We start from the raw sequence: 22231 nt of genomic DNA on the forward strand, positions 1-22231 counted from the left end.
CTACTCGGCAGAGGGGGTCTCCGCCTTCGCCTGCGCCTCGGCGATCGACGCGCGCACGGCGTCCATGTCGAGCGCCTTGACCTGGCCGATCAGGTCCTGCAGCGCCGGCTCCGGCAGCGCGCCTGGCTGGGAGAAGACGAGGATGCCGTCGCGGAACGCCATCAGGGTCGGGATCGAGGTGATGCCCGCCGAGGCGGCGAGCGCCTGCTGCGCCTCGGTGTCCACCTTGCCGAACACGGCGTCGGTGTGCTGCTCGGACGCCTTCTCGAAGACCGGGCCGAACATGCGGCACGGGCCGCACCACTCCGCCCAGAAGTCGACGAAGACGATGTCGTTCTCGGTGATCTTGGACTCGATGTTCGCGGCGGTCAGCTCGACGGTGGCCATGGGTGTCCCCCTTCGGGATCGGGTTGCTCGGTGAAGGGAACGGTACGCCCGGCCGTCGAATTCCTCCCTGGGCGGCACCTGGGAGGGTGGCTGGGAGCGCGCCGGGGACGGCGGGGACCGCTGCCGCGGATCGAGCAGCTTTGGAGAAGCGTGCAGGCAACCCGCGGAAATAGCGTTGCCGGCATGACATCCATCGAACACATCACCCTGGAGGTGGCCGACACCGCGGCCGCCGAGCGCTTCTACGCCGAGGCCTTCGGGCTCGGCGACCTCCTCCGCTTCCGCGAGGCGGCGGAGCCGTCCACGGGCTTCCGCGGATTCACCCTCTCGATCATCGTGTCCCAGCCCGCGGATGTTCACGCGTTCGTGGATGCGGCCATCGCCGCGGGCGCGACCGTGCTGAAGCCCGTCTCGTCGTCGCTGTGGGGCGTCGGCGGCTCCGTCCAGGCCCCCGACGGGACGATCTGGAAGGTCGCCACCTCCGGCAAGAAGGACACCCGTCCCGCCCGGAAGAAGGCGGACTCGGTCGTGCTCCTCGTCGGGGCCGACGACGTGAAGGCCAGCAAGCGGTTCTACGTCGAGCGCGGTCTCACCGTCGGCAAGAGCTTCGGCTCCTACGTGGACTTCGCGCTGACCGGCAGCCCGATCGGCTTCGGCCTCTACAAGCGGGCCGCCCTGGCCAAGGACGCCGGAGTACCCGTCGAGGGGAGCGGCTCGCACCGCATCCAGGTCGGCTGGGACGGCGCCGCCGGCACCGACCCGGACGGCTTCGCCTGGACGACGGCCGGCGTCTCCAGCGGCGCCGCATCCTGACGACGTGAGAACGGGGCCGCCGCCGGGCGCGGCGGCGGCCTCCGGTCACGGGCGGCGCCTGCGGGCGACCGCGGTCCGCACGCCGATCGCGGCCGCGCCGGCGGCGATCAGCAGGCCGGCAAGCACGATCGGCACGGCGATGTCGGACCCGGTGCCGGCGAGCCCGGGGCCCCGGCCGGGGTCGGAGCCGGACGCGGCAGGGCCGGTGGTCGGTGTTGCGGTCGGGCCGGCCGGTCCGGTCGTGCCCGTCCCCCCGCCCGCGGCGATGGTGATCGTCACCGTCGCGTCCGCCCTGGCCGTGAAGCCGTAGGCGTCCGTCCCCGTCACGGTCACGGGATAGCTGCCCGCGCGTCCCTTCGGCACTGCCGACAGGTCGACCGTCACGGTCCCGGGGACAGAGAGCGTCGGCGTGAGCGCGGTCGTCACCCGGGCGGCCGTCAGGGTCTCCCCGCGGCCGAGCCGGAAGCTCGCGCTCGAGTGGGCGAGCGTCACGCTGATCGCCGGCACGACGCGCACCGTCACGGCGACGGGCTTCGAGGTGAGGCCGTCGGACGGGTCGGTGGCGGTCACCGTGGCGGGGTAGTCGCCGACGGTCCCGGCATCGACGGCCGTGGTGTCGATCGCGAGGTCGGCGCCCGCGGTCGTCGAGGATGCGCCGAGGAGCCGGAGCAGGTCGGCCGCCGTGGGATGCGTCCCGCGCTGCACGACAGCGGTCGTCTTCGCGACGGTGACGACCGGTGCCGCCTTCGCGTCGCCGACGGCGAAGGTCGTCACGACCGCGCGGTGGTTGCTGGTCCAGGCGTTGCCGGGGATGTTCTTCGGCGACGGCCAGCCGGCCACCAGCGTGTTGGAGCCGAGCACGCGCAGCGACGACCCGGCGTAGTGGATGTAGTCGATGCGGTCCTGCGGCTCGGGTCCGCCGGTGGACGCATCCACGGTGACGATCGGCGACCAGGTGGCGCCGGCCGACGCGGCGGGGTCCGGATGCGCGGCGCGGAACGAGTCGGTCAGCCCTGCGCCGGTGAACAGGTCGGGCACCGGCCAGGCGACCGCTCCGGCGTTGCAGTGCGCGGCCGAGGTGGCGGCCGTCCAGTCGGCCGACGACGGCGACTCCAGGTCGGAGAGCACGATGACGGGGGTCGCCGCGGCCTTCGCCGCCTCCGGGGCGATCGCGGTGGCCACAGCCTGCGCCTGACCGAACCGGGCGGACGCCTTCTCGGCGGCGACGACGGCCGCGGCGTCCGGCGCGGAGCCGCGGCAGACCGACTCCGGCCCGTACCCCGCGCGGTCGAGGCCGACGCTCCAGACCCGGACGTCGTGACCGAGCGCATCCACGGTCGCCGACGTCGCGGGCAGCGCACCGGCCGCGCGGGTGGACGGCGGCGCGGCGGCGAGCGGATAGGCGGAGAGCAGCGAGACGCCGTCCCCGGTCTGCGCGTACCAGCCGAGGGCCTTCGCCAGCCGCTCGGCGACCGTCCCGTCGTCCTGCTGCAGGCCGATCACGTCCAGCCCGTTCGCGGCGATGACGGCGAGGTCCTTGTAGTCGGCGTCGTCGACGTGGCTGCCCGCGTCCCACAGGTTCCAGGTCGCGGTCGCCAGCTGCGGCGCGGCACCCGCGGCGATGACGGGCACCTCGACGGTGAGCTGCGAGGTGGTCTTGCCGTCCGTCGCCTCGACCGTGATGGTGGCGGGGTCGGCCGGAGCGGATGCGGGGGCCGTGCCGCCGACGACGCCGCCCGCATCCACGGAGAGCCACGCGTCGCCGGCCGTCTTGGTGAACGTGGCGGTGCCGCCGTTGAAGAGCCCGGCGATGCGCTGGGTGACGGTCGCCCCTGCGCGCGCCTCCGGCGCCCGGAAGGTGTCGCTCACGAAGCCGGACGGCACCGTCGACCCGGGAGTCGCCGGCCCGGTGTCCGGTCGGGTGGCCCGGTAGTCGTTCTGGATCTGCGCAGCGCCGACGGCGGTGTCGTAGAAGTCGAAGTCGTCCACGAAGGCGTTGACGAAGCCGTCGCCGGCGTCCTTGCCCGAGCCCTCGGCGCCGACGGTGAACGGGTACCCGCTGGTGAGCGTGAACGCGCTGGTCAGGCCGGTGCTCCGGGACGTCTGCACGCCGTCCAGGTACGTGGTCATCGTGCCCGCGGAACGGTCGGCGACGACGGCCACCTGGTGCCAGACGCCCATCACCGAGGTCGGGCTGACCTGCGGCAGGTAGTTCTGCGCCGTCGAGGTGCCGTTGCGTCCGAAGCAGGCCCGCAGCACGCCGGGACTGCCCGCCGTGTTGTAGAGCGTCGTGCCGTTGTTGTAACAGTGCGTGAAGTCCTGGTTGGAGACGATGGGGGAGTCGGAGCTGGACGCCGTCTGGTTCAGCCAGAAGACGTAGGAGAAGCTCGCGGAGGCGTCGGTGCGGCCGGCGATCAGCGGCAGGGTGAGGAAGTTGACGCCCTTGGTGCTCCCGGCCGGCGAGTTGACGTACGCGGCCTTGCCGTCGATCCCGGCGCCGTAGGACGGCGTCCCCGACCAGGTGCCGGCGAAGCGGTTGCCCGAGCTGTCGGTCACCGTGCTGCCGCTGTCGCCGTCGAAGTCGTACGAGACGATCGGCGCGACCGTGTCGCCCGCGGCGCGGTAGCGGTTCCAGACGGCGTACAGGGTGACGGTCGCGCCCGGGGCGGAGGCGAGGTCGGAGACGGTCTGGCCGTCGGTGTACGCGACCGGGCCGGACGCGCTGGTCGCCCAGCCGACGAAGCGGTAGCCCGCGCGGGCGAAGCCGTTCTTCGAGAGCGCGACCGACTGGCCGGAGGTGAGCGTCTGAGCGGTGGTCGAGCCGCCTCCCGCGCCGTTGCCGTCGAACGCGATCGTGTAGCTGACGACCGACGGCTTCGTGGCGGTGTAGTCGGCCGCGACCTGGCCGGCGGGGATGGCCTGGTCGAAGAACGCGAAGTCGTCGATGGCGGCGTCGATGTAGCCGTCCCCGGTGTCCGCCTCGCTGCCGGAGAGGCCGCCGATGTTGAACGCCAGACCGCTCTGGAACGCCGTCGACGCGGTGATCGAGCCCGCGGGCGCCGCGGTCGCCTTGCCGCCGTCCACGTAGAACGTCATCGTGTTCGCGCCGCGGTCCACGACGACGGCGATGTGGTGCCACGACCCGAGCACGTTCGGCTGGATGCCGTGGACGTACTCCTTGGTGCCTCCCGCGGTCTGACCCCAGCAGGCCTCCAACAGCCCCGGCGTCGCCTGGTTGTAGAGGGTGAGCCCGGCGTTGTTGCAGACGTCGAAGTCCTGGTTGCTCACGATCGGGCCGTAGCTGGTGCGGCTGCGCTCGGCCATCCAGAACTCGTAGGAGAAGCTGGAGGACGCGTCCGTCTCACCGGCCACCAGCGGCAGCTTCACGTAGTTCGCACCGCCGCTCACCGACGCGGCGCGGCCGGAGACGCCGGCCACGTAGGCGGGCGTGCCATTCCAGGCCGCGTCGTTGCCCGAGCCGGAGGAGTCGGCCACCGTGGTCCCGCTGTCCGCGTCGAAGGTGTACGCGGCGACGGGCTTGATCGCATCCCCCGGGTCGACGGCGGAGCCGGCGGCGCTCGCCGCGTAGGCGACGCCGAGCGCGCCGGCTGCGACGACGGCGAGCGCGGCGAGTGCCGAGGCGATCCGCGCGACGCGCGAGCGGGGGAGGCGGAGCAGCGGACGGGAGGTCGCGGACATGGTGGTCTCCAGCTGGCGGTCGAGCGGTCGGGTGGGGGCGGGGTCGGGACGCGGCGCGAGGCCGGGCGGGTCAGGCGGGGAGCTGCGCAACGCGGCCCGCGTAGCGGTGCCGCCAGCCGGTGCCGGTGTCGGCGGTGATGACGACGTCGTAGTAGCCGTCGTCCGTCGGCCAGCTCACGCTCTGCCGGGCGCCGGGGTGCACCCAGACGCTGCGCGTGCCCCCGGAGAAGTCGTTGGCGGTCAGCGTGTAGTGCACCGCCTGCAGGCCGTCGTTGTGCAGGTCGATGGCGACGGTCGGCTTCGGGCCGGCGACGAGCGACACCTCCGCGCGCGGCACACCGGAGTTGTCCTGGCCGTCGGGGAGCACCGTGCCGGCGTGCGAGCGCACGAAGCCGTCGGGGCCGTAGACCGAGAAGGCGTAGCGGCCGTCGTGCGCCGCGGCATCCCACGAGTAGATCGCCGGCGTCTCGGCCGAGACGGTGTGCGGTGTGTTCGCGAACGGCAGGTACGCGTCAGGGAACGCCTGCAGGCTCACGGCCTTGCCCTCCGGCCCTCCCTCCAGGCTCAGCCGGGCGGTCACGGTGCCGGTCGTGCGGTCCTCGGCGAACGTCCCGTGCGGATGGAACGAGAGCGGGCGGTGCCGAAGAGTGCCGCCGTCCCAGCGGTCCGCGGGCGGCACCTGGGTCGCGATGGTGCCGCCCGCGCGCGCGATCTGCACCAGCGCCTCGGTGTCCGGGAGCGCGGGGATGTCCACCACCGGGTTCGCGAAGTCCATCGCGCTGGTCAGGTCGCCGGAGATCGCACGCCGCCACGGCGTGATCGTGGAGCTGAGCGCCGGTGTTCCGATGGCGGTGGTCCAGGTCTCCAGGAACCGGATGATCGAGGTGTGGTCGAACACCTCGCTGTTCACCCAGCCGCCGCGCGTCCACGGCGAGACCAGGATGCCCGGCACCCGCGCGCCGTAGCCGATCGGGGTGCTGCCCGAGTACTCGCCCGGCGTCCCCGGTTCCGCGTACGGCGGCAGCACGTGATCGAAGTAGCCGTCGTTCTCGTCGAACGTCATGATCAGCAGGGTGCTCTTCCAGAGCTCCGGGTTGGACTGCAGGGTCCGGATGACGCGGTTGCTGAAGTGCGCGCCGTGCTCCGGGTTCGCCGACGGGTGCTCGCACCAGCCGTACGGCGCGACGATCCAGGACACCTGGGGGAGCGGGAACTCGGCGTCCGGGGCGCAGGCGGCGATGAAGTCCTTCAGCACGGCGTCCAGGTTGGCGTCGCTGTCGTTGTTCGGTGCGCCGCTGGCCGCGTACGGCGCGGAGCCGGCGCGCCAGACGAGGCCGGTGCCCGGCGCGTTCTTGACAGGGTCGACGCGGTTGGCGACGTCGGTGGCCGTGGAGCCGGAGGTGGTGAACGGCGCGAAGCCGCGGATCGGGTTGTCCGTGTAGTCGCCGACCCAGCTGGAGCCGTTGTTGCTGTTGTCCACATAGACGCGCCACGAGACGCCCGCCTTCTGCAGCGCCTCCGGGTAGGTCTGCCAGGAGCGCGTCCCGTTCGACTCGCTGCCGTTGTCGGTGACGCCGCTGGAGGTGCCGGTCCAGTGGTAGAGCCGGTTCGGCGTCGTCGGGCCCATCACCGAGCAGTGCCAGGCGTCGCAGATCGTGTACGCGCTCGCGAGCGAGTACTGCCACGGGATCTCCTCGCCCGTGACGTAGTGCATCGTCGCGGAGCCCTTCGCGCCGATCCAGTTGTCGTACCTCCCCGACGCCCAGGCGCCCAGGCCGCCGGAGTAGGAGTGGTCGAGCCCGGTCGTCGTGCCGGCGACCGTTGTCACCCTGGTCGGCTTCACGAACGAGGAGCCGCTCGGCTGCGAGAACACGTCGCCGCCGTTCTGGAAGCGCAGCGCCTGCTTGTCGTCGAAGCCGCGGACACCGGGAAGGGCGCCGTAGTAGTGGTCGAACGCGCGGTTCTCCTGGATGAGGACGACGACGTGCTTGATGTCGGTGATGTCACCGGCGAAGCCTGCCGGGAGGGCGGCGCGGGTGGTGCCCGCCTGCGCGCTGCCGCCGGCGCCGAGTGCCGCGCCGGCCGCGCCGCCGACCGCTGCCGCGCCGCCGAGCAGTCCGAGGGCGCGCAGCATCCCGCGCCGGGAGAGTCCGGAGCGCAGGATCTCGTCCGGCACGGTCCGCTCGCGCTCGTACGGGTCCGGGGTGAACGGCTCTGGCTCGCTGGACATGGGTCTCCTCGGTTCTCGGATCGGGGGGAGGGGCGAGCACAGCCGAGCAAGCCGAGGCGAATGGGCGGTGAACGGCAGGCGTCGAAACGCCCGACGGATCGCCGATCCGGGCGGATCGGTCGGCCGACTGTGCGCACTGGGCGGTTCGGGCGCGGTTCGGGGCGCGGTCGGTGCGCGGTCCGTGCCCCGAACCGCGCCGTCAGACGAGCGTGCGCTGGCTCTCGCCGGCGGCCACCTCGAAGGCGATCGCGCCGGAGAGATAGCGGTCGACCCCGAGCTCCACGATGCGACCCTCCCTGGTGGTGGTGATCCTGGTCACCTGGAGCAGCGGGCTCGAGCGGCGCACGCCGAGCAGCGCCGCGTCCTCCGTTGACGCCGCGACCGCCTCGATGCGGTGGGTGCCGGAGGTGATGTGGATGCCCTCGGCGGCGAGCGCCTCGGCGGTCGAGACCACGTCGTCCGGCAGCGCCTCGATCACCGGCGTCAGCCACGGCGCCCAGGTCGAGCGCTCGACCATCACGCGGCGTCCGTCCAGCGTCCGCACGCGGGTGAAGGCGATCAGCGGCTCCTGCCAGCGTATGCGCAGCAGCTGCGCCTCCCGCGCGGTCGCCGGTCTCCGCTCGCGGGAGGTGATCGCGCCGCCGGGGACACGGCCGCCGTCGACCGCCCACTGCGCGAACGACAGCATCCTGTCGAAGCCCTGGGTGCGGTGCCGTGGCTGCACGACCCAGCCGCCGCGCGGACGCGAGACGACGAGCGACTGGCGCGCGAGCTGGGCGAGGGCACCGCGCACGACGCTCCTGGTCACGCCGTACTCCGCCGCGAGCGCGGCCTCGCTGGGCAGCCGCGCGCCGACGGCGACGTCGCCCTCCGCGATCCGCCTGCGCAGGTCGGCGGCCACCCGTGCGTAGCGCGGCGCCCCGGCGTCGCGGTCGGCGGCCGGCTCCGGGATCGGGGATGTGCTGGGCATCGGCACGGCAAGGCTACAACGCCCGGATGTCGGCGGTGCGCGCGATGATCGGGGGATGAGCGAATCCGTGTCACCGACGACGCGCGTGCCCGAATCCACCGACGGCGTCGCGGCGTCGACCGCAGGGCACGGCCGCCTGGGCGTCGCCGGTGGCACAGCACTCTACGTGGCCGCGGTGCTGGGCACCGGCATCCTCGTGCTGCCCGCGCTCGCCGCTGCGGCGGCCGGCCCCGGCGCCATCATCGCGGTGGCCGCGCTGGCGCTGATCTCGGTGCCGCTCGCCGCGACGTTCGCGGCCCTGGCCAGGCGGCATCCCGACGCGGGCGGCGTCGCCACGTTCGCCCGGCGGGCGTTCGGCCCGACCTCGGCGCGGATCATCAGCTACTGGTTCTTCTTCGGAACGCCGATCGGCGCCCCGATCGCCGCGCTCATGACGGCCCGCTACGTCGTCGCCGTGATCGGCGGGGACGCGGTGACCACGACGCTGATCGCGGTCGCGCTCATGGTCGTGCCGGTCATCGTGACGGCGTTCGGGGTGCGGTTCGCCGCCTCGGTGCAGCTCGTCCTCTCCGGAGCGCTCATCGCCGTGCTCGTGTTCGTGCTGGCGGCGGCGGCCCCGCACGCCGACCCAGCGCACCTGACGCCCCTCCTGCCGCACGGCTGGCCGGGTGTCGGGCTCGCGATGAGCCTCTACATCTGGGCGTTCGCCGGCTGGGAGGCGGTGGCGGGCATCGGCGGCGAGTTCCGGAATCCGCGGCGCGACATCCCGCGCGCGACCGCGCTCGCGCTGGTGATCGTCTCGATCGCCTACCTCGCCATCCAAACGGTCACCGTGGTCGTGCTCGGCGGCGGCGCCGCGACATCCGCGGTGCCTCTGCTCGACCTAGTGGAGGTCGCGACCGGCTCGGGCGGCGGGGTCGTCGTGGCGGTGATCGCGGCGATCGTCGTCACCGGTGTGTTCAACGCCTACCTCGCCGCGTTCAGCAAGCTCGGCGCGGCCATGGGCCGCGACGGCGATCTGCCGTCCTGGTTCGGGCGCGGCGCCGAGAACGGCGCGGTCGCCCGGCGCGGCCTGCTGCTCTCCGCCGTCGTGATGGCGCTGTACTCGGTCGTGGTGCTCTCCAGCGGCGACCTGCAGCCGTTCATCCTCGTCCACACCAGCATCGCCGCAGCCGTCTACGGCCTGGGCGTCGCGTCGGCGATCGTGCTGCTGCCGCGCCGGTCGGCGGGGTGGTGGATGGCGGTGCTGTCCTGCGTGTTCGCCGCCGGCCTGCTGCTGCTGGCCGGCTGGCACCTGGTCTTCCCGCTGGCCCTCGCCGTGGTCGCGGTGGTCGTGGGGGCGTTCGGGGCGTTCTCCCGGCGACGGCGGCGCGATATCGCATAATGAGGGGGATCGCGGGGTGCCCGAGCCCCGCGGCGAGCGTGGACGGAGGGGACCGCGTGACCCACGAGCAGCCGCCCCGTGCCGCGAGCATGCGGGACGTCGCCCAGCTGGCCGGGGTCTCCCACCAGACCGTGTCCCGCGTGATCAACGCGCACCCGAGCATCCGTGACAGCACCCGACAGCGCGTGCTCGACGCGATGGAGCAGCTGCGCTACCGGCCGAACGCCGCCGCCCGGGCCCTGGTCACCGCGCGCTCGCGGACCATCGGCGTGCTGTCCACCTCGGCGGCCGCGCTGTACGGCCCCGTCTCCAGCATCAACGCGATCCAGGGGCAGGGCCGCGAGGCCGGCTACTACGTCGCCGTGACCCAGCTCAGCGACCTCAGCGACGAGGGCATCGCGGCGGGGATCGACCACCTGCTCTCGCAGGCGGTGGAGGGGATCATCGTGATCGCGCCGCAGGATGCGGTGCTGCGGCGGGTGGCCGCCGCGGCCATCGGCGTGCCGTACGTGACGCTGCAGGGCGGCGCGCAGGTCGTCACGCGGGAGCTGACCGTCGACCAGGAGGCGGGCGCGCGGGCGGCGACGCGGCACCTGATCGACCTCGGCCACCGCCGGATCGTCCACGTCGCCGGGCCGCTGGAGTGGTTCGAGGCGCAGGCGCGGGTGGACGGCTACCTCGGCGAGCTGCACTCGGCCGGGCTGCCCGAGCCGCCGGTGCAGCGCGGGGACTGGTCGGCGGAGTCCGGCTACCGCGCGGCGATGGAGTTCGTCGGCGACCCGGACGTGACTGCCGTCTTCGCGTCCAACGACCAGATGGCGCTCGGGGTGTACCACGCGGCGCACGAGCGCGGGCGGCGCATCCCTGACGACCTCAGCGTCGTCGGTTTCGACGACATCCCGGAGGCCGCGCACTTCTGGCCGCCGCTGACCACGGTGCTGCAGGACTTCACCGAGCTCGGCCGGCGCAGCGTCGAGCGGCTGGTCGCGGAGATCGAGGGCGGCGAGGAGCCGGTGCCGGCGAGCATCCTGCCGGAGCTGGTCGTCCGCGGCTCGACGGCCCTCGCGCACTGACCTCGCGCTCGCACTGCGGGTGCGTTCCCCCGCAGTTCCAGGATACGGGAGGGTACGGGGCTTGCGGCAAGGCCCCCTCGGCGTCGCAGAATGCTGCACTGTGACTTCGACGACCTCCGCCTTCGCCCTGCCCGATCGACTGTCCGCCAAACGAGACCCCGCCCTCATCGCCGCCGACGAACGGCACTTCGCCGCAATCGCCGAGAGCATCGCCGGGGAGGTCGCCGCGATCCTCGCGCGGCTCGACGCCGAGCGCCGTGCGCCCGGCGGCCATGGCCAGGCCGCGCTCGACCGCGACCTGGAGATCCACCGGCTGAGCGCCCGCCTGCGCACCCTGCGCCGCTACGGAATCGACCTCTGCCTCGGCCGGATGGTCGTCGAGGGCGGGGCGGAGCCGGTGTACATCGGCCGGCTCGGCCTCACCGCCGCCGACGGCACCCGGCTGCTGACCGACTGGCGCTCGCCCGCCGCCGAGCCGTTCTTCGGCGCCACCCTCGCCGACCCGATGGGCCTGGCGAGCCGACGGCGCTACCGCTGGTCGCGCGGCCGGGTCATCGACTACTGGGACGAGGCGTTCACCGCGGAGGGCTTCGCCGGCGCCGCCGCTCTCGACGACCAGTCGTCGTTCATCGCCAGCCTCGGCAGCACCCGCTCCTCGCGGATGCGGGATGTGCTGGCCACGCTGCAGGCCGACCAGGACGCGATCATCCGCGCCGGCTCCCGCGGAGCGCTCGTGGTGGACGGCGGCCCCGGCACCGGCAAGACCGTCGTCGCCCTGCACCGCGCCGCGTACCTCCTCTACTCCGAACCGCACCTGCAGCAGCATCGGGGCGGCGTGCTGTTCGTCGGGCCGAGCGACGGCTACCTTTCGTACGTCTCGGATGTGCTGCCGAGCCTGGGTGAGGAGGGTGTGCAGATCTGCACGCTGCGCGATCTGGTGCCCGAGGGCGCCGATGCGCTGCCCGAGGCCGACCAGCGAGTCGCCGCGCTGAAGGCCTCCGGTGCGCTGGTGGATGCGGTGGAGGCGGCCGTCCGGGCATACGAGACGCCATCAGAGCGGTCCGTGCTGGTCGAGACGGAGTGGGCGGACGTGCGGGTCGGTCCGGCGGAATGGGCGGACGCGTTCGCCGCCGCCGATCCCGCGCTCAGCCACAACGAGGCGCGCGACCAGGTCTGGGAGGAGCTGATCGGCATCCTCGCCGACCGCTTCGACGAGGAGCTGCCGCCGCGCCTGGTGCGCCGCGAGCTGGAGCGGGACGAGGGGCTCCGCCGCGCGTTCGCCCGCGCGTGGCCGGTGCTCGATCCCGCCGGGCTGGTCGCGGACCTGCTCACCGTGCCGGGCTTTCTGCGACGCTGCGCGCCGACCCTCGGCGAGGACGACATCCGGCTGCTCCAGCGCCAGGACGCCCGTGCCTGGACGGTCGCCGACCTGCCGCTCCTCGACGCCGCCCGCCGCCGCGCGGGCGATCCGGCGGCCGTCGGCATCGACCGGAGGCGCGAGGCGGTCGTCGGCGCGGAGCGCGAGCGGATGGCGCAGGTCGTCGACGACCTGATCGCGGCCGACGACGGCGAGGGCCTGGTGACGATGCTCCGCGGCGCGGACGTGCAGAACTCGCTCGACGACGAGACCGTGCTGCCGCGGCTCGACCCGGACGCGCTGGCCGGCCCGTTCGCGCACATCGTCGTCGACGAGGCGCAGGAGCTGACCGACGCGGAGTGGAGGATGCTGCTCGCGCGCTGCCCGTCGCGCAGCTTCACCGTCGTCGGCGACCGCGCGCAGGCCAGGCACGGCTTCACCGAGTCGTGGCAGGACCGGCTGACGCGCGCGGGTCTGAGGGACGTCTCGCTCGCCTCGCTCGGCATCAACTACCGCACCCCTGAAGAGATCATGGCGGTCGCCGCGCCCGTCATCCGGGCGGTGCTGCCGGACGCCAACGTCCCGACGTCGATCCGCTCCTCCGGCATCCCGGTGGCGTACGGCGCGGCCGACGAGCGCGACGCCGTGCTGGACGACTGGCTCGCTGGGCACGAGGACGGCGTGGCGTGCGTGATCGGCGACCCGGCCTTCGCGGGGCGGCCGCGCATCCCGTCGCTCACGCCGGAGTCGGCGAAGGGCCTCGAGTTCGACCTCGTCGTGCTCGTCGACCCGGAGCGTTTCGGCGACGGCGTCCTCGGCGGCGTCGACCGCTACGTCGCGATGACCCGCGCCACCGAGCGCCTCGTCGTCCTGACCTCGTGACCCGGGCGGCCCGCCCTGCCGTCGAACACAGGAAAAGTGTCGCGAAATCGCCCGAATCGCGACATTTTCCCTGTGCTCGGCGGCCCAGGGCGGGGCTAGTCCTCCCAGCGCCGGGGGCCGGGGCCCTCGGCGGCGAGGGCGTCTTCGGGGTTCTGGAGGGAGCAGGTGCGCAGACTCAGGCAGCCGCAGCCCATGCAGCCGGTGAGGTCGTCGCGGAGGTGCTCGAGCGCCCGGATGCGCTCGTCCAATTCGTCCCGCCAGAGCCGGGACAGCCGCGCCCAGTCCTTCTTGGTCGGCGTGCGGCCGGCGGGGAGGGAGCCGAGCGCGGCACGGATGTCGGCGAGCGGTACGCCGACCCGCTGCGAGACCCGGATGAACGCCACGCGGCGCAGTACGTCGCGGCGGTACCGGCGCTGGTTGCCGGCGGTGCGCTCGCTCTCGATCAGTCCCTCACGCTCGTAGAAGTGCAGCGCGGAGACCGCGACGCCGCTGCGGGAGGCGACGTCGCCGACGCTGAGGATCGGTTCCGACGGGGTCATTGACCTCAACCATAGTTGAGGTTCTAGGCTGGCGGCATGACTTCTCGCGACGGGGATGCCTCCCTGCCGGACACCGCTCCGCCGCCCGCATCCGCACCCGACAGCCCGCAGACCCTCCCGAAACCGGAGGGCGTGCTCGGCCCGCGCTTCCGCTGGGTGAGCATCGGGATGTTCCTGCTCGTGATGCTCGCGGCGTTCGAGGCGATGGCGGTCACCACGATCATGCCGACCGTCAGCCGGGAGCTCGACGGGGCCGGGCTGTACGCGTTCGCGTTCGCCGGCCCGCTCGCCGTGAGCGTGGTCGGGATGGTGCTCGCGGGCGTGTGGTCGGACCGTGGCAACCCGCGCAACGCGCTGTTCGCGTCCGTCGTGCTCTTCGCGGTCGGCCTGACCGTTGCGGGTGGCGCGCCGGACATGGTCCTCTTCGTGACCGGGCGGCTGGTACACGGCCTCGCCGGCGGCGCGGTGACCGTCGCGCTCTACGTGATCGTGGCGCGCGTCTACCCGCCCGCGCTGCACGCCCGCATCTTCGCCGCCTTCGCGGCGGCGTGGGTGATCCCCTCGCTGATCGGCCCCGTGGTCGCCGGGGCGCTCGCGGAGACGGTGGGCTGGCGCTGGGTGTTCCTCGGCGTCGTCGGCCTCGTCGTGCTCGCGATGCTGATGGTGGTGCCCGCGATGCGCGGAGTGCACGGACCCGCCGAGCACGCCGCGCTCGGCCGCCGGGAACTGGTCCGCATCGGCTGGGCGGTGCTCGTGGCCGCCGCCGTGCTCGCGCTCACGCTCGCGGCGGAGTCGCGTGGACTGGTGCAGTGGCTCGCGCCGGTGCTGGCGACCGTGGTCGCCCTCGTCGCGCTGCGCCCGCTGCTGCCGACCGGCACGCTGCGCGCGCGCCGCGGACTGCCCAGCGTGATCCTCATGCGCGCCCTCGTCGCCGGCACGTTCTTCGCCGCCGAGGTGTACGTGCCGCTGCTGCTGGTGACGCAGTACGGCGCGTCCGCGGCGGTCGCCGGCCTCGCGCTGACCGCGGCCGGCCTGAGCTGGGCGGCGGCGTCCTGGGCGCAGGGCCGGTTCCCGGCCATCGGCCACCTGCTCGCCGCGCGCCTGGGCGCGCTGGGCCTGACGATCGCGATCGCATCCCTGCTGGTCACGGCGATGACCGGCGCATCCCCGGTCGTCGTGGTGATCGGCTGGGCCTTCGCGGGAGCCGGGATGGGCGTGCTCTACCCGCGTCTCGGCGTGCTGACCCTCGAGTACTCGACCCCGGAGAACCAGGGCTTCAACAGCTCGGCGCTCTCGATCGCCGACGCGATCGGCTCGGCCATCGCGCTCGCCGCGACGGCGATCGTCTTCTCCGCGTTCGGCGGCGCGGACTCCGAGACGTCGTTCGCCGCGGTGTTCGTCTTCACTGGCGTGCTCTGCGCCCTCACCTGGGTCTGCGGGCCGCGCATCCTGCGCGCTCGGTCGTAGCGCCTTCTCCGACGGTCGAGTACGCAGAGAATCCGCGTACCCGACGGTTTCCGGGCGACTTTCTGCGTACTCGCGTGCCGCGTTGTGCCCACCCTTCCTTGTGAGTTTGATAGGACATAAGTAGACTCGTCGCAGCAGCATCCGCACCGCATCCCTCGACGAAGGAGCTCCGCGTCCATGACGGACCAGACGACGACGGCGTACGACCTCATCACCTTCGGCCGCATCGGTGTCGACCTCTACCCGTTGCAGGACGGCGTCGGCCTCGAAGACGTGCAGACCTTCGGCAAGTACCTCGGCGGCAGCGCGACGAACGTCGCCATCGCCGGCGCGCGGCACGGCCTCCTCTCGGCGGTCATCACCGCCACCGGCGCCGACCCGTTCGGCCGCTACGCGCACCGCGAGCTGCGCAGGCTCGGCGTCGACGACCGCTTCGTCACCACGGTCGCCGACCTCAAGACGCCGATCACCTTCTGCGAGATCTTCCCGCCGGACGACTTCCCGCTCTACTTCTACCGCGACCCGATCGCCCCCGACCTCGCGATCACCGATGCAGACCTCGACCTCGACGCCATCAGGGACGCGCGCATCTTCTGGGCGACGGTCACCGGCCTCTCCCGCGACCCGAGCCGCTCGGCGCACCACGTCGCCTGGGCCGCGCGGGGGCGCGCCCCGCTGACCGTCCTGGACCTCGACTACCGCCCGATGTTCTGGTCGTCGCCCGCCGAGGCGACCGCCGAGGTCGGCCGCGCGCTGGAGCACGTGACCGTGGCCGTCGGCAACCGCGAGGAGTGCGTGATCGCCGTCGGCGAGACCGAGCCGATGCGAGCGGCGGATGCGCTGCTCGAGCGCGGCGTCGAGCTCGCGATCGTGAAGCAGGGGCCGCGCGGCGTGCTGGCGAAGACCCGCGAGGAGACCGTGGAGGTACCGCCGTACCCGGTGGAGGTCGTCAATGGCCTCGGCGCGGGCGACGGCTTCGGCGGGGCGCTCTGCTACGGGCTGCTGCAGGGCTGGCCGCTTCAGCGCCTGCTCCGGTTCGCCAACATCGCGGGGGCGATCGTCGCCACCCGCCGCGAGTGCTCGACCGCGATGCCGACCACGGCGGAGGTCGATGACGTGCTGAAGGAGCTCGAACGTGTCGACAGCTGACCTCACTCACCGCACACAGCCGGTGCTCGGCGCGGATGCGTTCGCCCGGCTCCGCGACCTGCGGCACCGGCGGCCGGAGGCGGTCGGGGAAGCGCTCGCCGCGCGGACCCGGCGCCCGCTGGTGCGCGGCGACGGCCGGCTCTTCATCGTCGCCGCCGACCACCCGGCGCGCGGCGCGCTCTCCGTCCGCGCCGACGCCACCGCGATGGCCGACCGCTACGAGCTGCTGGAGCGCCTGGCGCTCGCGCTCTCCCGCCCGGGAGTGGACGGCGTGCTCGGCACCCCCGACATCATCGAGGACCTAGCCCTGCTCGGCGTGCTCGACGACACGATCGCCGTCGGCTCGATGAACCGCGGCGGCCTGCGCGGCGCCTCGTTCGAGATGGACGACCGCTACACCGGCTACGACGTGCCCGCGATGGTCCGCGATGGGCTGGACGCCGCGAAGCTGCTGCTCCGGGTGAACCTCGAGGATGCGGCGACGGCGCGCACGCTGGAGGAGACGGCCCGCGCGGTCAGCGCCTCCGCCGACGCCCGGCTGCCGATCATGCTCGAGCCGTTCATGAGCCGCTGGCAGGACGGCCGCATCGTCAACGACCTCACGCCGGACGCGGTGATCACCTCCATCGCCATCGCGGCGGGGCTCGGCAGTTCGTCGGCGTACACCTGGCTGAAGCTGCCGGTCGTGGCCGAGATGGAGCGGGTGATGGCCGCGACGACCATGCCGACCCTGCTGCTCGGCGGCGACACCGACGCCGCGCCCGAAGAGACCTACGCCGCGTGGGGTGCCGCGCTCGGCCTCCCCGGCGTCCACGGCCTGATCGTCGGCCGCACCCTCCTCTACCCGCAGGACGGCGACGTGGCCCGGGCCGTCGACACCGCGGCATCCCTCGTCCACGGCGGCTGACCGGCCCGCCGGCCGGCACGGCTCGCACCGCCCGCACTGCACCGCACGACCACTGAAGGAAGACCATGACCGACACCTCCACCGACCTCCCGGTCGTCCCGCACTGGATCGACGGAGCCGCGCGCCCGTCCACAAGCGGCCGGACCGCTCCCGTCTTCGACCCGGCGCTCGGTGTTGAGACCAAGCGCGTCGGCCTCGCCGACCGTGCCGAGATCGACGCGGCCGTCGCCTCCGCGAAGGCAGCGTTCCCGGCGTGGTCCGAGCTCTCGCTTGCGCGCAGGCAGGCCATCCTCTTCCGATTCCGCGAGCTGCTGGATGCGCGCAAGGGCGAGCTGGCCGAGATCATCACCTCGGAGCACGGCAAGGTGCTCTCGGATGCGCTCGGCGAGATCAGCCGCGGCCAGGAGGTCGTGGAATTCGCGACCGGCCTCGCACACCACCTGAAGGGCGAGTACTCCGAGCAGGTCTCCTCCGGCATCGACGTGTATTCCACCCGTCAGCCGCTCGGCGTCGTCGGCATCATCTCGCCGTTCAACTTCCCGGCGATGGTGCCGGCCTGGTTCTTCCCCATCGCGATCGCTGCGGGCAACACCGTCGTGCTAAAGCCGAGCGAGAAGGACCCGTCGGCGGCGATCTGGCTGGCCGAGCTGTGGAAGGAGGCCGGCCTCCCGGACGGCGTCTTCACCGTGCTGAACGGCGACAAGGAGGCGGTGGACGGCCTGCTCACCCACCCGGACGTCGCCGCGATCTCCTTCGTCGGCTCCACCCCGATCGCGAAGTATGTCTACGAGACCGGCACCGCGCACGGCAAGCGCGTCCAGGCGCTCGGCGGCGCGAAGAACCACATGCTGGTGCTCCCGGACGCCGACCTCGACCTGATCGCCGACTCGGCGATCAACGCGGGCTTCGGCTCAGCGGGCGAGCGCTGCATGGCCATCTCGGTCGTCGTCGCGGTCGAGCCCGTCGCCGACGACCTGATCGCCAAGGTCACCGAGCGGATGGAGGGCTTGCGCATCGGCGACGGCCGCCGCGGCTGCGACATGGGCCCGCTGGTCACGGCGCAGCACCGCGACAGGGTCGCCTCCTACATCGACATCGCGAAGCAGGACGGCGCGACCGTCGTCGTCGACGGCCGGGACGTGAACCCGGACGGCGACGCCAACGGCTTCTGGCTCGGCCCGACCCTGCTCGACAACGTGCCCACCAGCTCCCGCGCCTACACCGAGGAGATCTTCGGCCCGGTGCTCGCGGTCGTGCGTGTCGCTTCGTTCGAGGAGGGCGTCGCGCTCATCAACTCCGGGGCGTTCGGCAACGGCACCGCGATCTTCACCAACGACGGCGGCGCGGCCCGCCGCTTCCAGAAGGAGATCCAGGTGGGCATGATCGGCATCAACGTCCCGATCCCGGTCCCGGTGGCCACCTTCTCGTTCGGCGGCTGGAAGGACTCGCTGTTCGGCGACACCAAGGCCCACGGCGCCGAGGGCGTGAAGTTCTACACGCAGCTCAAGGCGATCACCAGCCGCTGGCTGGACCCGTCGCACGGCGGCATCAACCTGGGCTTCCCCGAGAACAACTGACCGACGAGGAGGACGGCGATGACCGAGCACAACGAGTGGTTCTTCCCGTGCGGCATGCTGAGCGAGGGCGTGTGGGAGTCGGCGGTCGACTCCTCCCTGCCCGGCTGGCAGCACACCGGCCTCCGGGTGGCGCAGCTCGACGGCGGCGCGGCCGAGCTGCCCGCGGGTGACGTCGAGAGGATCGTCGTCCCGCTCAGCGGGTCGTTCGCGGTGGAGCACGAGGGCCGCAGCACGCGGCTCGCCGGTCGGGCGAGCGTGTTCGACGGCCCGACCGATGTGCTCTACGTCGGGGCGGGGGAGGGACTCGTCGTCCGCGGCTCCGGCCGGGTCGCCGTCGCCGAGGCGCCGACCACGATCCGCAAGCCGTCCGTCCACATCGCCGCGGACGATGTTCCCGTCGAGCTGCGCGGGGCGGGGGCGGACTCGCGTCAGGTGCACAACTTCGGCACGCCCGCGGCGCTGGACGCCGCCTCCCTCATCGTGTGCGAGGTCATCACGCCGGGCGGCAACTGGTCGTCGCATCCCGCGCACAAGCACGACGAGAACGTGCCTGGCCACGAGTCGCGCCTCGAGGAGATCTACTACTTCGAGGTGGCGCCGGTCCGCGGCGGGAGCGCGCCGGAGGACGCGGACGCGTTCGCAACCTTCGCCACCTACAGCTCGGCGGCGGGCGACATCGAGACCAACGCGCTGGTGCGCAGCGGCGACATCGCGCTTGTGCCGTTCGGCTACCATGGGCCGGCGGTCGCGCCTCCCGAGTACGACCTCTACTACCTCAACGTGATGGCGGGGCCGGACGAGGAGCGGGTCTGGCTCGTGAGCGACGACCCGCGCCAGGCCTGGCTGCGCGACACCTGGGCGGAGCTGGACACCGATCCGCGCCTCCCGTACCGCACCGACACGACCACGCAAGGAGCGACCCGATGACCACCCGCAGGATGACCGTCGGCCAGGCGCTCGTCGCGTTCCTGGGCAACCAGTGGACGGTCGACGGGGACGTGCGCGAGCGCACCGTGCCCGGGATGCTCGGCATCTTCGGCCACGGCAACGTCGCCGGGCTCGGCCAGGCGCTGAAGCAGGCGAACGTGCAGGATCCGGCGCTGATGCCCTACTACCAGGCACGGAACGAGCAGGCCATGGTGCACCAGGCCGTCGGCTACGCGCGCATCCACCGCCGCCGGGCGACGCTCGCCGCCACCGCGTCCGTCGGACCGGGCGCCGCGAACATGCTCACCGGTGCGGCGCTCGCCACGGCGAACCGCCTCCCCGCCCTGCTGCTGCCCTCGGACACCTTCGCCACCCGCGTCGCCGACCCGGTGCTGCAGCAGCTCGAGCATCCGCACGACCTCGGGATGCAGGTGACCGACGTGTTCCGCCCGGTGTCACGCTTCTTCGACCGGGTGCAGCGGCCGGAGCAGCTGTTCTCGATCGCGCTCGCCGCGATGCGCGTGCTGACCGACCCGGCCGAGACCGGCGCGGTGACCATCGCGCTGCCGGAGGACGTGCAGGCGGAGGCGCTGGATGTTCCGGAGGAGTTCCTAGCGCCGCGCGAGTGGCACCTCCGGCGTCCGCTGCCGGAGCGCTGGGCGCTGACGGCCGCCGTCGAGGCGATCCGATCGGCGGAGCGGCCGTTCATCGTCGCCGGCGGCGGTGTGCTCTACTCCGGGGCCGAGGATGCGCTGCGCGCGTTCGCCGAGCAGACCGGCATCCCCGTCGGCACGACGCAGGCGGGCGGCGGCGCGCTGCCGTGGGACCACCCGCAGTACCTCGGTGGCGTCGGCGCCACCGGAACGACCGCGGCCAACCGGCTCGCCGCCGAGGCGGACGTGGTCATCGGCATCGGCACGCGGTACAGCGACTTCACCACCGCGAGCCGCACCGCGTTCCAGGCGGAGGGCGTGCGGTTCGTGAACGTGAACGTCGCCGCGTTCGACGCCTACAAGCACGGCACCGAGCTGCCGGTCATCGCCGACGCCAGGGAGACGCTCGAGGCGCTGCGCGGGGCGCTCGGCGGCCACCGCATCCCCGCCGCTCTCGCGGATCGTGTCGCCGCCGAGAAGCGCTCGTGGGACGCGGTGGTGGACGCCGCCCTCGCGCCGACCGGAGCGGAGTTGCCCGGCCAGTCGGAGATCATCGGAGCCGTCCAGGCGGCGAGCGCCCCGCGCGACGTCGTCGTGCAGGCGGCCGGCTCGCTGCCCGGCGACCTGCACAAACTGTGGCGCGTGCGCGACCCGCTCGGCTACCACGTGGAGTACGCGTTCTCGACGATGGGCTACGAGATCGCCGGTGGTCTCGGCGTGAAGCGCGGGCTGGAGGCGCTCGGCGACGACCGCGACGTGATCGTCATGGTCGGCGACGGCTCCTACCTCATGCTGCACACCGAGCTCGTGACCGCGGTCGCGGAGGGCATCAAGATCGTCGTCGTGCTCATCCAGAACCAGGGCTTCGCGTCCATCGGCCACCTCTCCGAGACCATCGGCTCCGACCGGTTCGGGACCCGCTACCGCTACCGCGACGCGGAGGGCGTGAACTTCGAGCGCGGCGACTTCCTGCCGGTGGACCTGGCCGCGAACGCCCGCAGCTACGGGATCGACGTCGTCGAGATCGCGCCGGGCGCCGACGCCGTCGCGCGGCTGTCGGAGGCGGTGGCGGCCGCGAAGGCATCGCCGACGTCGACGCTCATCCATGTCGAGTCGGACCCGTTCCTCTACGCCCCGGACGGCGAGGGCTGGTGGGATGTGCCGGTCGCCGAGGTCTCGGAGCTGGAGAGCACCCGCACCGCCCGCGAGGAGTACATGGAGCAGCGTCGCCGCCAGCGCCCGCTGCTCGGCTGACCGCGCGGGCCTGCCCGCGGAATGCGCCGTGCCGTGGCGAGTGCGCCTTCCCGGGACGACTGCGCCGGGGCGCCCGGGCGCAGTGGTCCCCCCAGGGTGCACTCACCCCGGGCGCGGGGCGGGGCGGGTGCGCGGCAGCCGCGTGCGCGGGCTCAGCGGTCGACGAGGGTGATCTCGAACGAGTAGAGGTCCGGGCGGTAGCAGTGCTGCCCGTACTCGACAGCGCGTCCCGCCGTGTCGAACGCGGTGCGCGACATGGTCAGCACCGCCGCGTTCCTCTTGATCTCCAGCAGCTCGCTCTCCTCGGCGGTCGCCTCGCGCGCACCGATGCGCTGGTTGGCGATCCGCATCGTCACGCCGCGCTCGCGCAGCAGCTGGTAGAGGCCGCGCGCCTCCAGGTCGTCGCCGGTGATGTCGGTGAACTCGGTCGGGAGGGTGTTGTCGAGGACGGCGAGCGGGACGTCGTCCGCGAGCCGCAGCCGCACCACGTGCAGCACAGGGTCGCCGGCCGCGAGCGTCAGGTGCTCCGCCTCGTCGTCCGTCGCCGGGCGCACCTCGTGGCTCAGCACCCGCGTCTCCGGAGCCTGGCCGGAGCGGGACAGGTCCTCGTACAGGCTGGTGAGGTCCACGTTGCGGGTCACCTTGCCGTGCACGACCTGCGTGCCGATGCCGCGGCGACGCACGATCAGGCCCTTGTCCACCAGCTCCTGGATGGCGCGGCGCACCGTCGGCCGGGAGAGCCCGAGCCGCTGGCCCAGCGCGATCTCGTTCTCCAGGCGGGCGCCGGGAGGGAGGATGTCGTCGCGGATCGCCTGCTCGAGCCGGGTGGCGAGCTGGTAATAGAGCGGGACGGGACTTGTCTTGTCCAGGTCGTCGAACAGGTCGCGGGGAAGCGGGTGCTCGGCCGGCATCGAACCGCCTCCTTCGCTAGTTTGTCAGAACAACCATACACGCGGGAATGAT

At 73.0% G+C, this 22231-nt stretch carries 16 protein-coding genes; 10 read left to right on the forward strand and 6 right to left on the reverse strand.

Going from position 1 to position 22231, the window contains the following annotated elements; translation table 11 throughout:
- Positions 1-387 (reverse strand): thioredoxin, encoded by a 387-nt coding sequence (gene trxA, locus AAME72_RS11215; protein ID WP_348786644.1) that lies wholly within the window; start codon positions 385-387, stop codon positions 1-3.
- A 183-nt stretch (positions 388-570) separates the two neighbouring features.
- Here trxA and AAME72_RS11220 point away from each other — a divergent pair, with 183 nt between their 5' ends.
- Positions 571-1200, forward strand: coding sequence for a glyoxalase (locus AAME72_RS11220; protein ID WP_348786645.1), 630 nt, complete (start codon positions 571-573; stop codon positions 1198-1200).
- 45 nt (positions 1201-1245) lie between these two features.
- Here the strand turns inward: AAME72_RS11220 and AAME72_RS11225 are convergent, their stop codons facing one another.
- The 3 genes from AAME72_RS11225 to AAME72_RS11235 all read right to left on the reverse strand — a co-directional run bounded on the left by AAME72_RS11225 (position 1246) and on the right by AAME72_RS11235 (position 8099).
- Positions 1246-4989 (reverse strand): LamG-like jellyroll fold domain-containing protein, encoded by a 3744-nt coding sequence (locus AAME72_RS11225; protein ID WP_348786646.1) that lies wholly within the window; start codon positions 4987-4989, stop codon positions 1246-1248.
- Positions 4970-7129 carry an alkaline phosphatase family protein gene (locus AAME72_RS11230; protein ID WP_348786647.1) on the reverse strand — a complete coding sequence of 720 codons (2160 nt, stop codon included), beginning with the start codon at positions 7127-7129 and terminating at the stop codon, positions 4970-4972. The genes AAME72_RS11225 and AAME72_RS11230 overlap by 20 nt, the downstream gene beginning before the upstream one ends.
- Before the next feature lie 199 nt (positions 7130-7328).
- A complete protein-coding gene (locus tag AAME72_RS11235) occupies positions 7329-8099 on the reverse strand; it encodes a GntR family transcriptional regulator (protein WP_348786648.1) in 771 nt (256 codons plus the stop codon).
- Positions 8100-8154: 55 nt separating this feature from the next.
- Between AAME72_RS11235 and AAME72_RS11240 the strand changes: the two genes are divergently transcribed.
- The 3 genes from AAME72_RS11240 to helR all read left to right on the forward strand — a co-directional run bounded on the left by AAME72_RS11240 (position 8155) and on the right by helR (position 12795).
- On the forward strand, positions 8155-9483 hold the full coding sequence (locus AAME72_RS11240; protein WP_348786649.1) for an amino acid permease: 1329 nt from the start codon (positions 8155-8157) through the stop codon (positions 9481-9483).
- An 89-nt stretch (positions 9484-9572) separates the two neighbouring features.
- On the forward strand, positions 9573-10556 hold the full coding sequence (locus AAME72_RS11245) for a LacI family DNA-binding transcriptional regulator (protein ID WP_348790120.1): 984 nt from the start codon (positions 9573-9575) through the stop codon (positions 10554-10556).
- Positions 10557-10656: 100 nt separating this feature from the next.
- Positions 10657-12795, forward strand: coding sequence for an RNA polymerase recycling motor ATPase HelR (helR, locus tag AAME72_RS11250; protein ID WP_348786650.1), 2139 nt, complete (start codon positions 10657-10659; stop codon positions 12793-12795).
- A 95-nt stretch (positions 12796-12890) separates the two neighbouring features.
- Here helR and soxR read toward each other — a convergent pair whose 3' ends face one another.
- Complete coding sequence (gene soxR, locus AAME72_RS11255) at positions 12891-13334, reverse strand: redox-sensitive transcriptional activator SoxR (protein ID WP_348786651.1); 444 nt, start codon at positions 13332-13334, stop codon at positions 12891-12893.
- A gap of 36 nt (positions 13335-13370) precedes the next feature.
- Between soxR and AAME72_RS11260 the strand changes: the two genes are divergently transcribed.
- The 6 genes from AAME72_RS11260 to iolD all read left to right on the forward strand — a co-directional run bounded on the left by AAME72_RS11260 (position 13371) and on the right by iolD (position 21268).
- Positions 13371-14801, forward strand: a complete 1431-nt coding sequence (locus tag AAME72_RS11260) for an MFS transporter (RefSeq protein ID WP_348786652.1) — start codon at positions 13371-13373, stop codon at positions 14799-14801.
- A gap of 177 nt (positions 14802-14978) precedes the next feature.
- Positions 14979-15950: a 5-dehydro-2-deoxygluconokinase gene (gene iolC / locus AAME72_RS11265; protein ID WP_348786653.1), complete on the forward strand. Its 972-nt coding sequence runs from the start codon at positions 14979-14981 to the stop codon at positions 15948-15950.
- A gap of 22 nt (positions 15951-15972) precedes the next feature.
- The gene (locus AAME72_RS11270; RefSeq protein WP_348790121.1) at positions 15973-16857 is read left to right on the forward strand and encodes an aldolase; all 885 of its coding nucleotides are present in this window, start codon (positions 15973-15975) and stop codon (positions 16855-16857) included.
- A gap of 65 nt (positions 16858-16922) precedes the next feature.
- Entirely contained in the window at positions 16923-18434 is a 1512-nt protein-coding gene (locus AAME72_RS11275; RefSeq protein WP_348786654.1) for a CoA-acylating methylmalonate-semialdehyde dehydrogenase, read from the forward strand.
- An 18-nt stretch (positions 18435-18452) separates the two neighbouring features.
- Entirely contained in the window at positions 18453-19361 is a 909-nt protein-coding gene (iolB, locus tag AAME72_RS11280; protein ID WP_348786655.1) for a 5-deoxy-glucuronate isomerase, read from the forward strand.
- Positions 19358-21268, forward strand: a complete 1911-nt coding sequence (gene iolD / locus AAME72_RS11285) for a 3D-(3,5/4)-trihydroxycyclohexane-1,2-dione acylhydrolase (decyclizing) (RefSeq protein WP_348786656.1) — start codon at positions 19358-19360, stop codon at positions 21266-21268. Before iolB ends, iolD begins: the two co-directional genes overlap by 4 nt.
- Before the next feature lie 152 nt (positions 21269-21420).
- On the opposite strand, the gene AAME72_RS11290 is transcribed toward iolD, so the two are convergent.
- The gene (locus tag AAME72_RS11290) at positions 21421-22179 is read right to left on the reverse strand and encodes a GntR family transcriptional regulator (protein ID WP_348786657.1); all 759 of its coding nucleotides are present in this window, start codon (positions 22177-22179) and stop codon (positions 21421-21423) included.
- Positions 22180-22231 lie beyond the last annotated feature (52 nt).

This window comes from Leifsonia sp. NPDC080035 (assembly GCF_040050925.1).
In the GTDB taxonomy this organism is placed as follows: Bacteria; Actinomycetota; Actinomycetes; order Actinomycetales; family Microbacteriaceae; genus Leifsonia.

What these genes read in the sequence shown, in the direction of transcription:
- iolD (WP_348786656.1), top strand. Translation starts at nt 19,358, where the DNA reads ATGACCACCCGCAGGATGACCGTCGGCCAGGCGCTCGTCGCGTTCCTG.
- AAME72_RS11290 (WP_348786657.1), bottom strand. Translation starts at nt 22,179, where the DNA reads ATGCCGGCCGAGCACCCGCTTCCCCGCGACCTGTTCGACGACCTGGAC.
- AAME72_RS11220 (WP_348786645.1), top strand. Translation starts at nt 571, where the DNA reads ATGACATCCATCGAACACATCACCCTGGAGGTGGCCGACACCGCGGCC.
- AAME72_RS11230 (WP_348786647.1), bottom strand. Translation starts at nt 7,129, where the DNA reads ATGTCCAGCGAGCCAGAGCCGTTCACCCCGGACCCGTACGAGCGCGAG.
- trxA (WP_348786644.1), bottom strand. Translation starts at nt 387, where the DNA reads ATGGCCACCGTCGAGCTGACCGCCGCGAACATCGAGTCCAAGATCACC.
- AAME72_RS11240 (WP_348786649.1), top strand. Translation starts at nt 8,155, where the DNA reads ATGAGCGAATCCGTGTCACCGACGACGCGCGTGCCCGAATCCACCGAC.
- iolC (WP_348786653.1), top strand. Translation starts at nt 14,979, where the DNA reads ATGACGGACCAGACGACGACGGCGTACGACCTCATCACCTTCGGCCGC.
- iolB (WP_348786655.1), top strand. Translation starts at nt 18,453, where the DNA reads ATGACCGAGCACAACGAGTGGTTCTTCCCGTGCGGCATGCTGAGCGAG.
- soxR (WP_348786651.1), bottom strand. Translation starts at nt 13,334, where the DNA reads ATGACCCCGTCGGAACCGATCCTCAGCGTCGGCGACGTCGCCTCCCGC.
- AAME72_RS11235 (WP_348786648.1), bottom strand. Translation starts at nt 8,099, where the DNA reads ATGCCCAGCACATCCCCGATCCCGGAGCCGGCCGCCGACCGCGACGCC.
- AAME72_RS11260 (WP_348786652.1), top strand. Translation starts at nt 13,371, where the DNA reads ATGACTTCTCGCGACGGGGATGCCTCCCTGCCGGACACCGCTCCGCCG.
- AAME72_RS11245 (WP_348790120.1), top strand. Translation starts at nt 9,573, where the DNA reads ATGCGGGACGTCGCCCAGCTGGCCGGGGTCTCCCACCAGACCGTGTCC.
- AAME72_RS11275 (WP_348786654.1), top strand. Translation starts at nt 16,923, where the DNA reads ATGACCGACACCTCCACCGACCTCCCGGTCGTCCCGCACTGGATCGAC.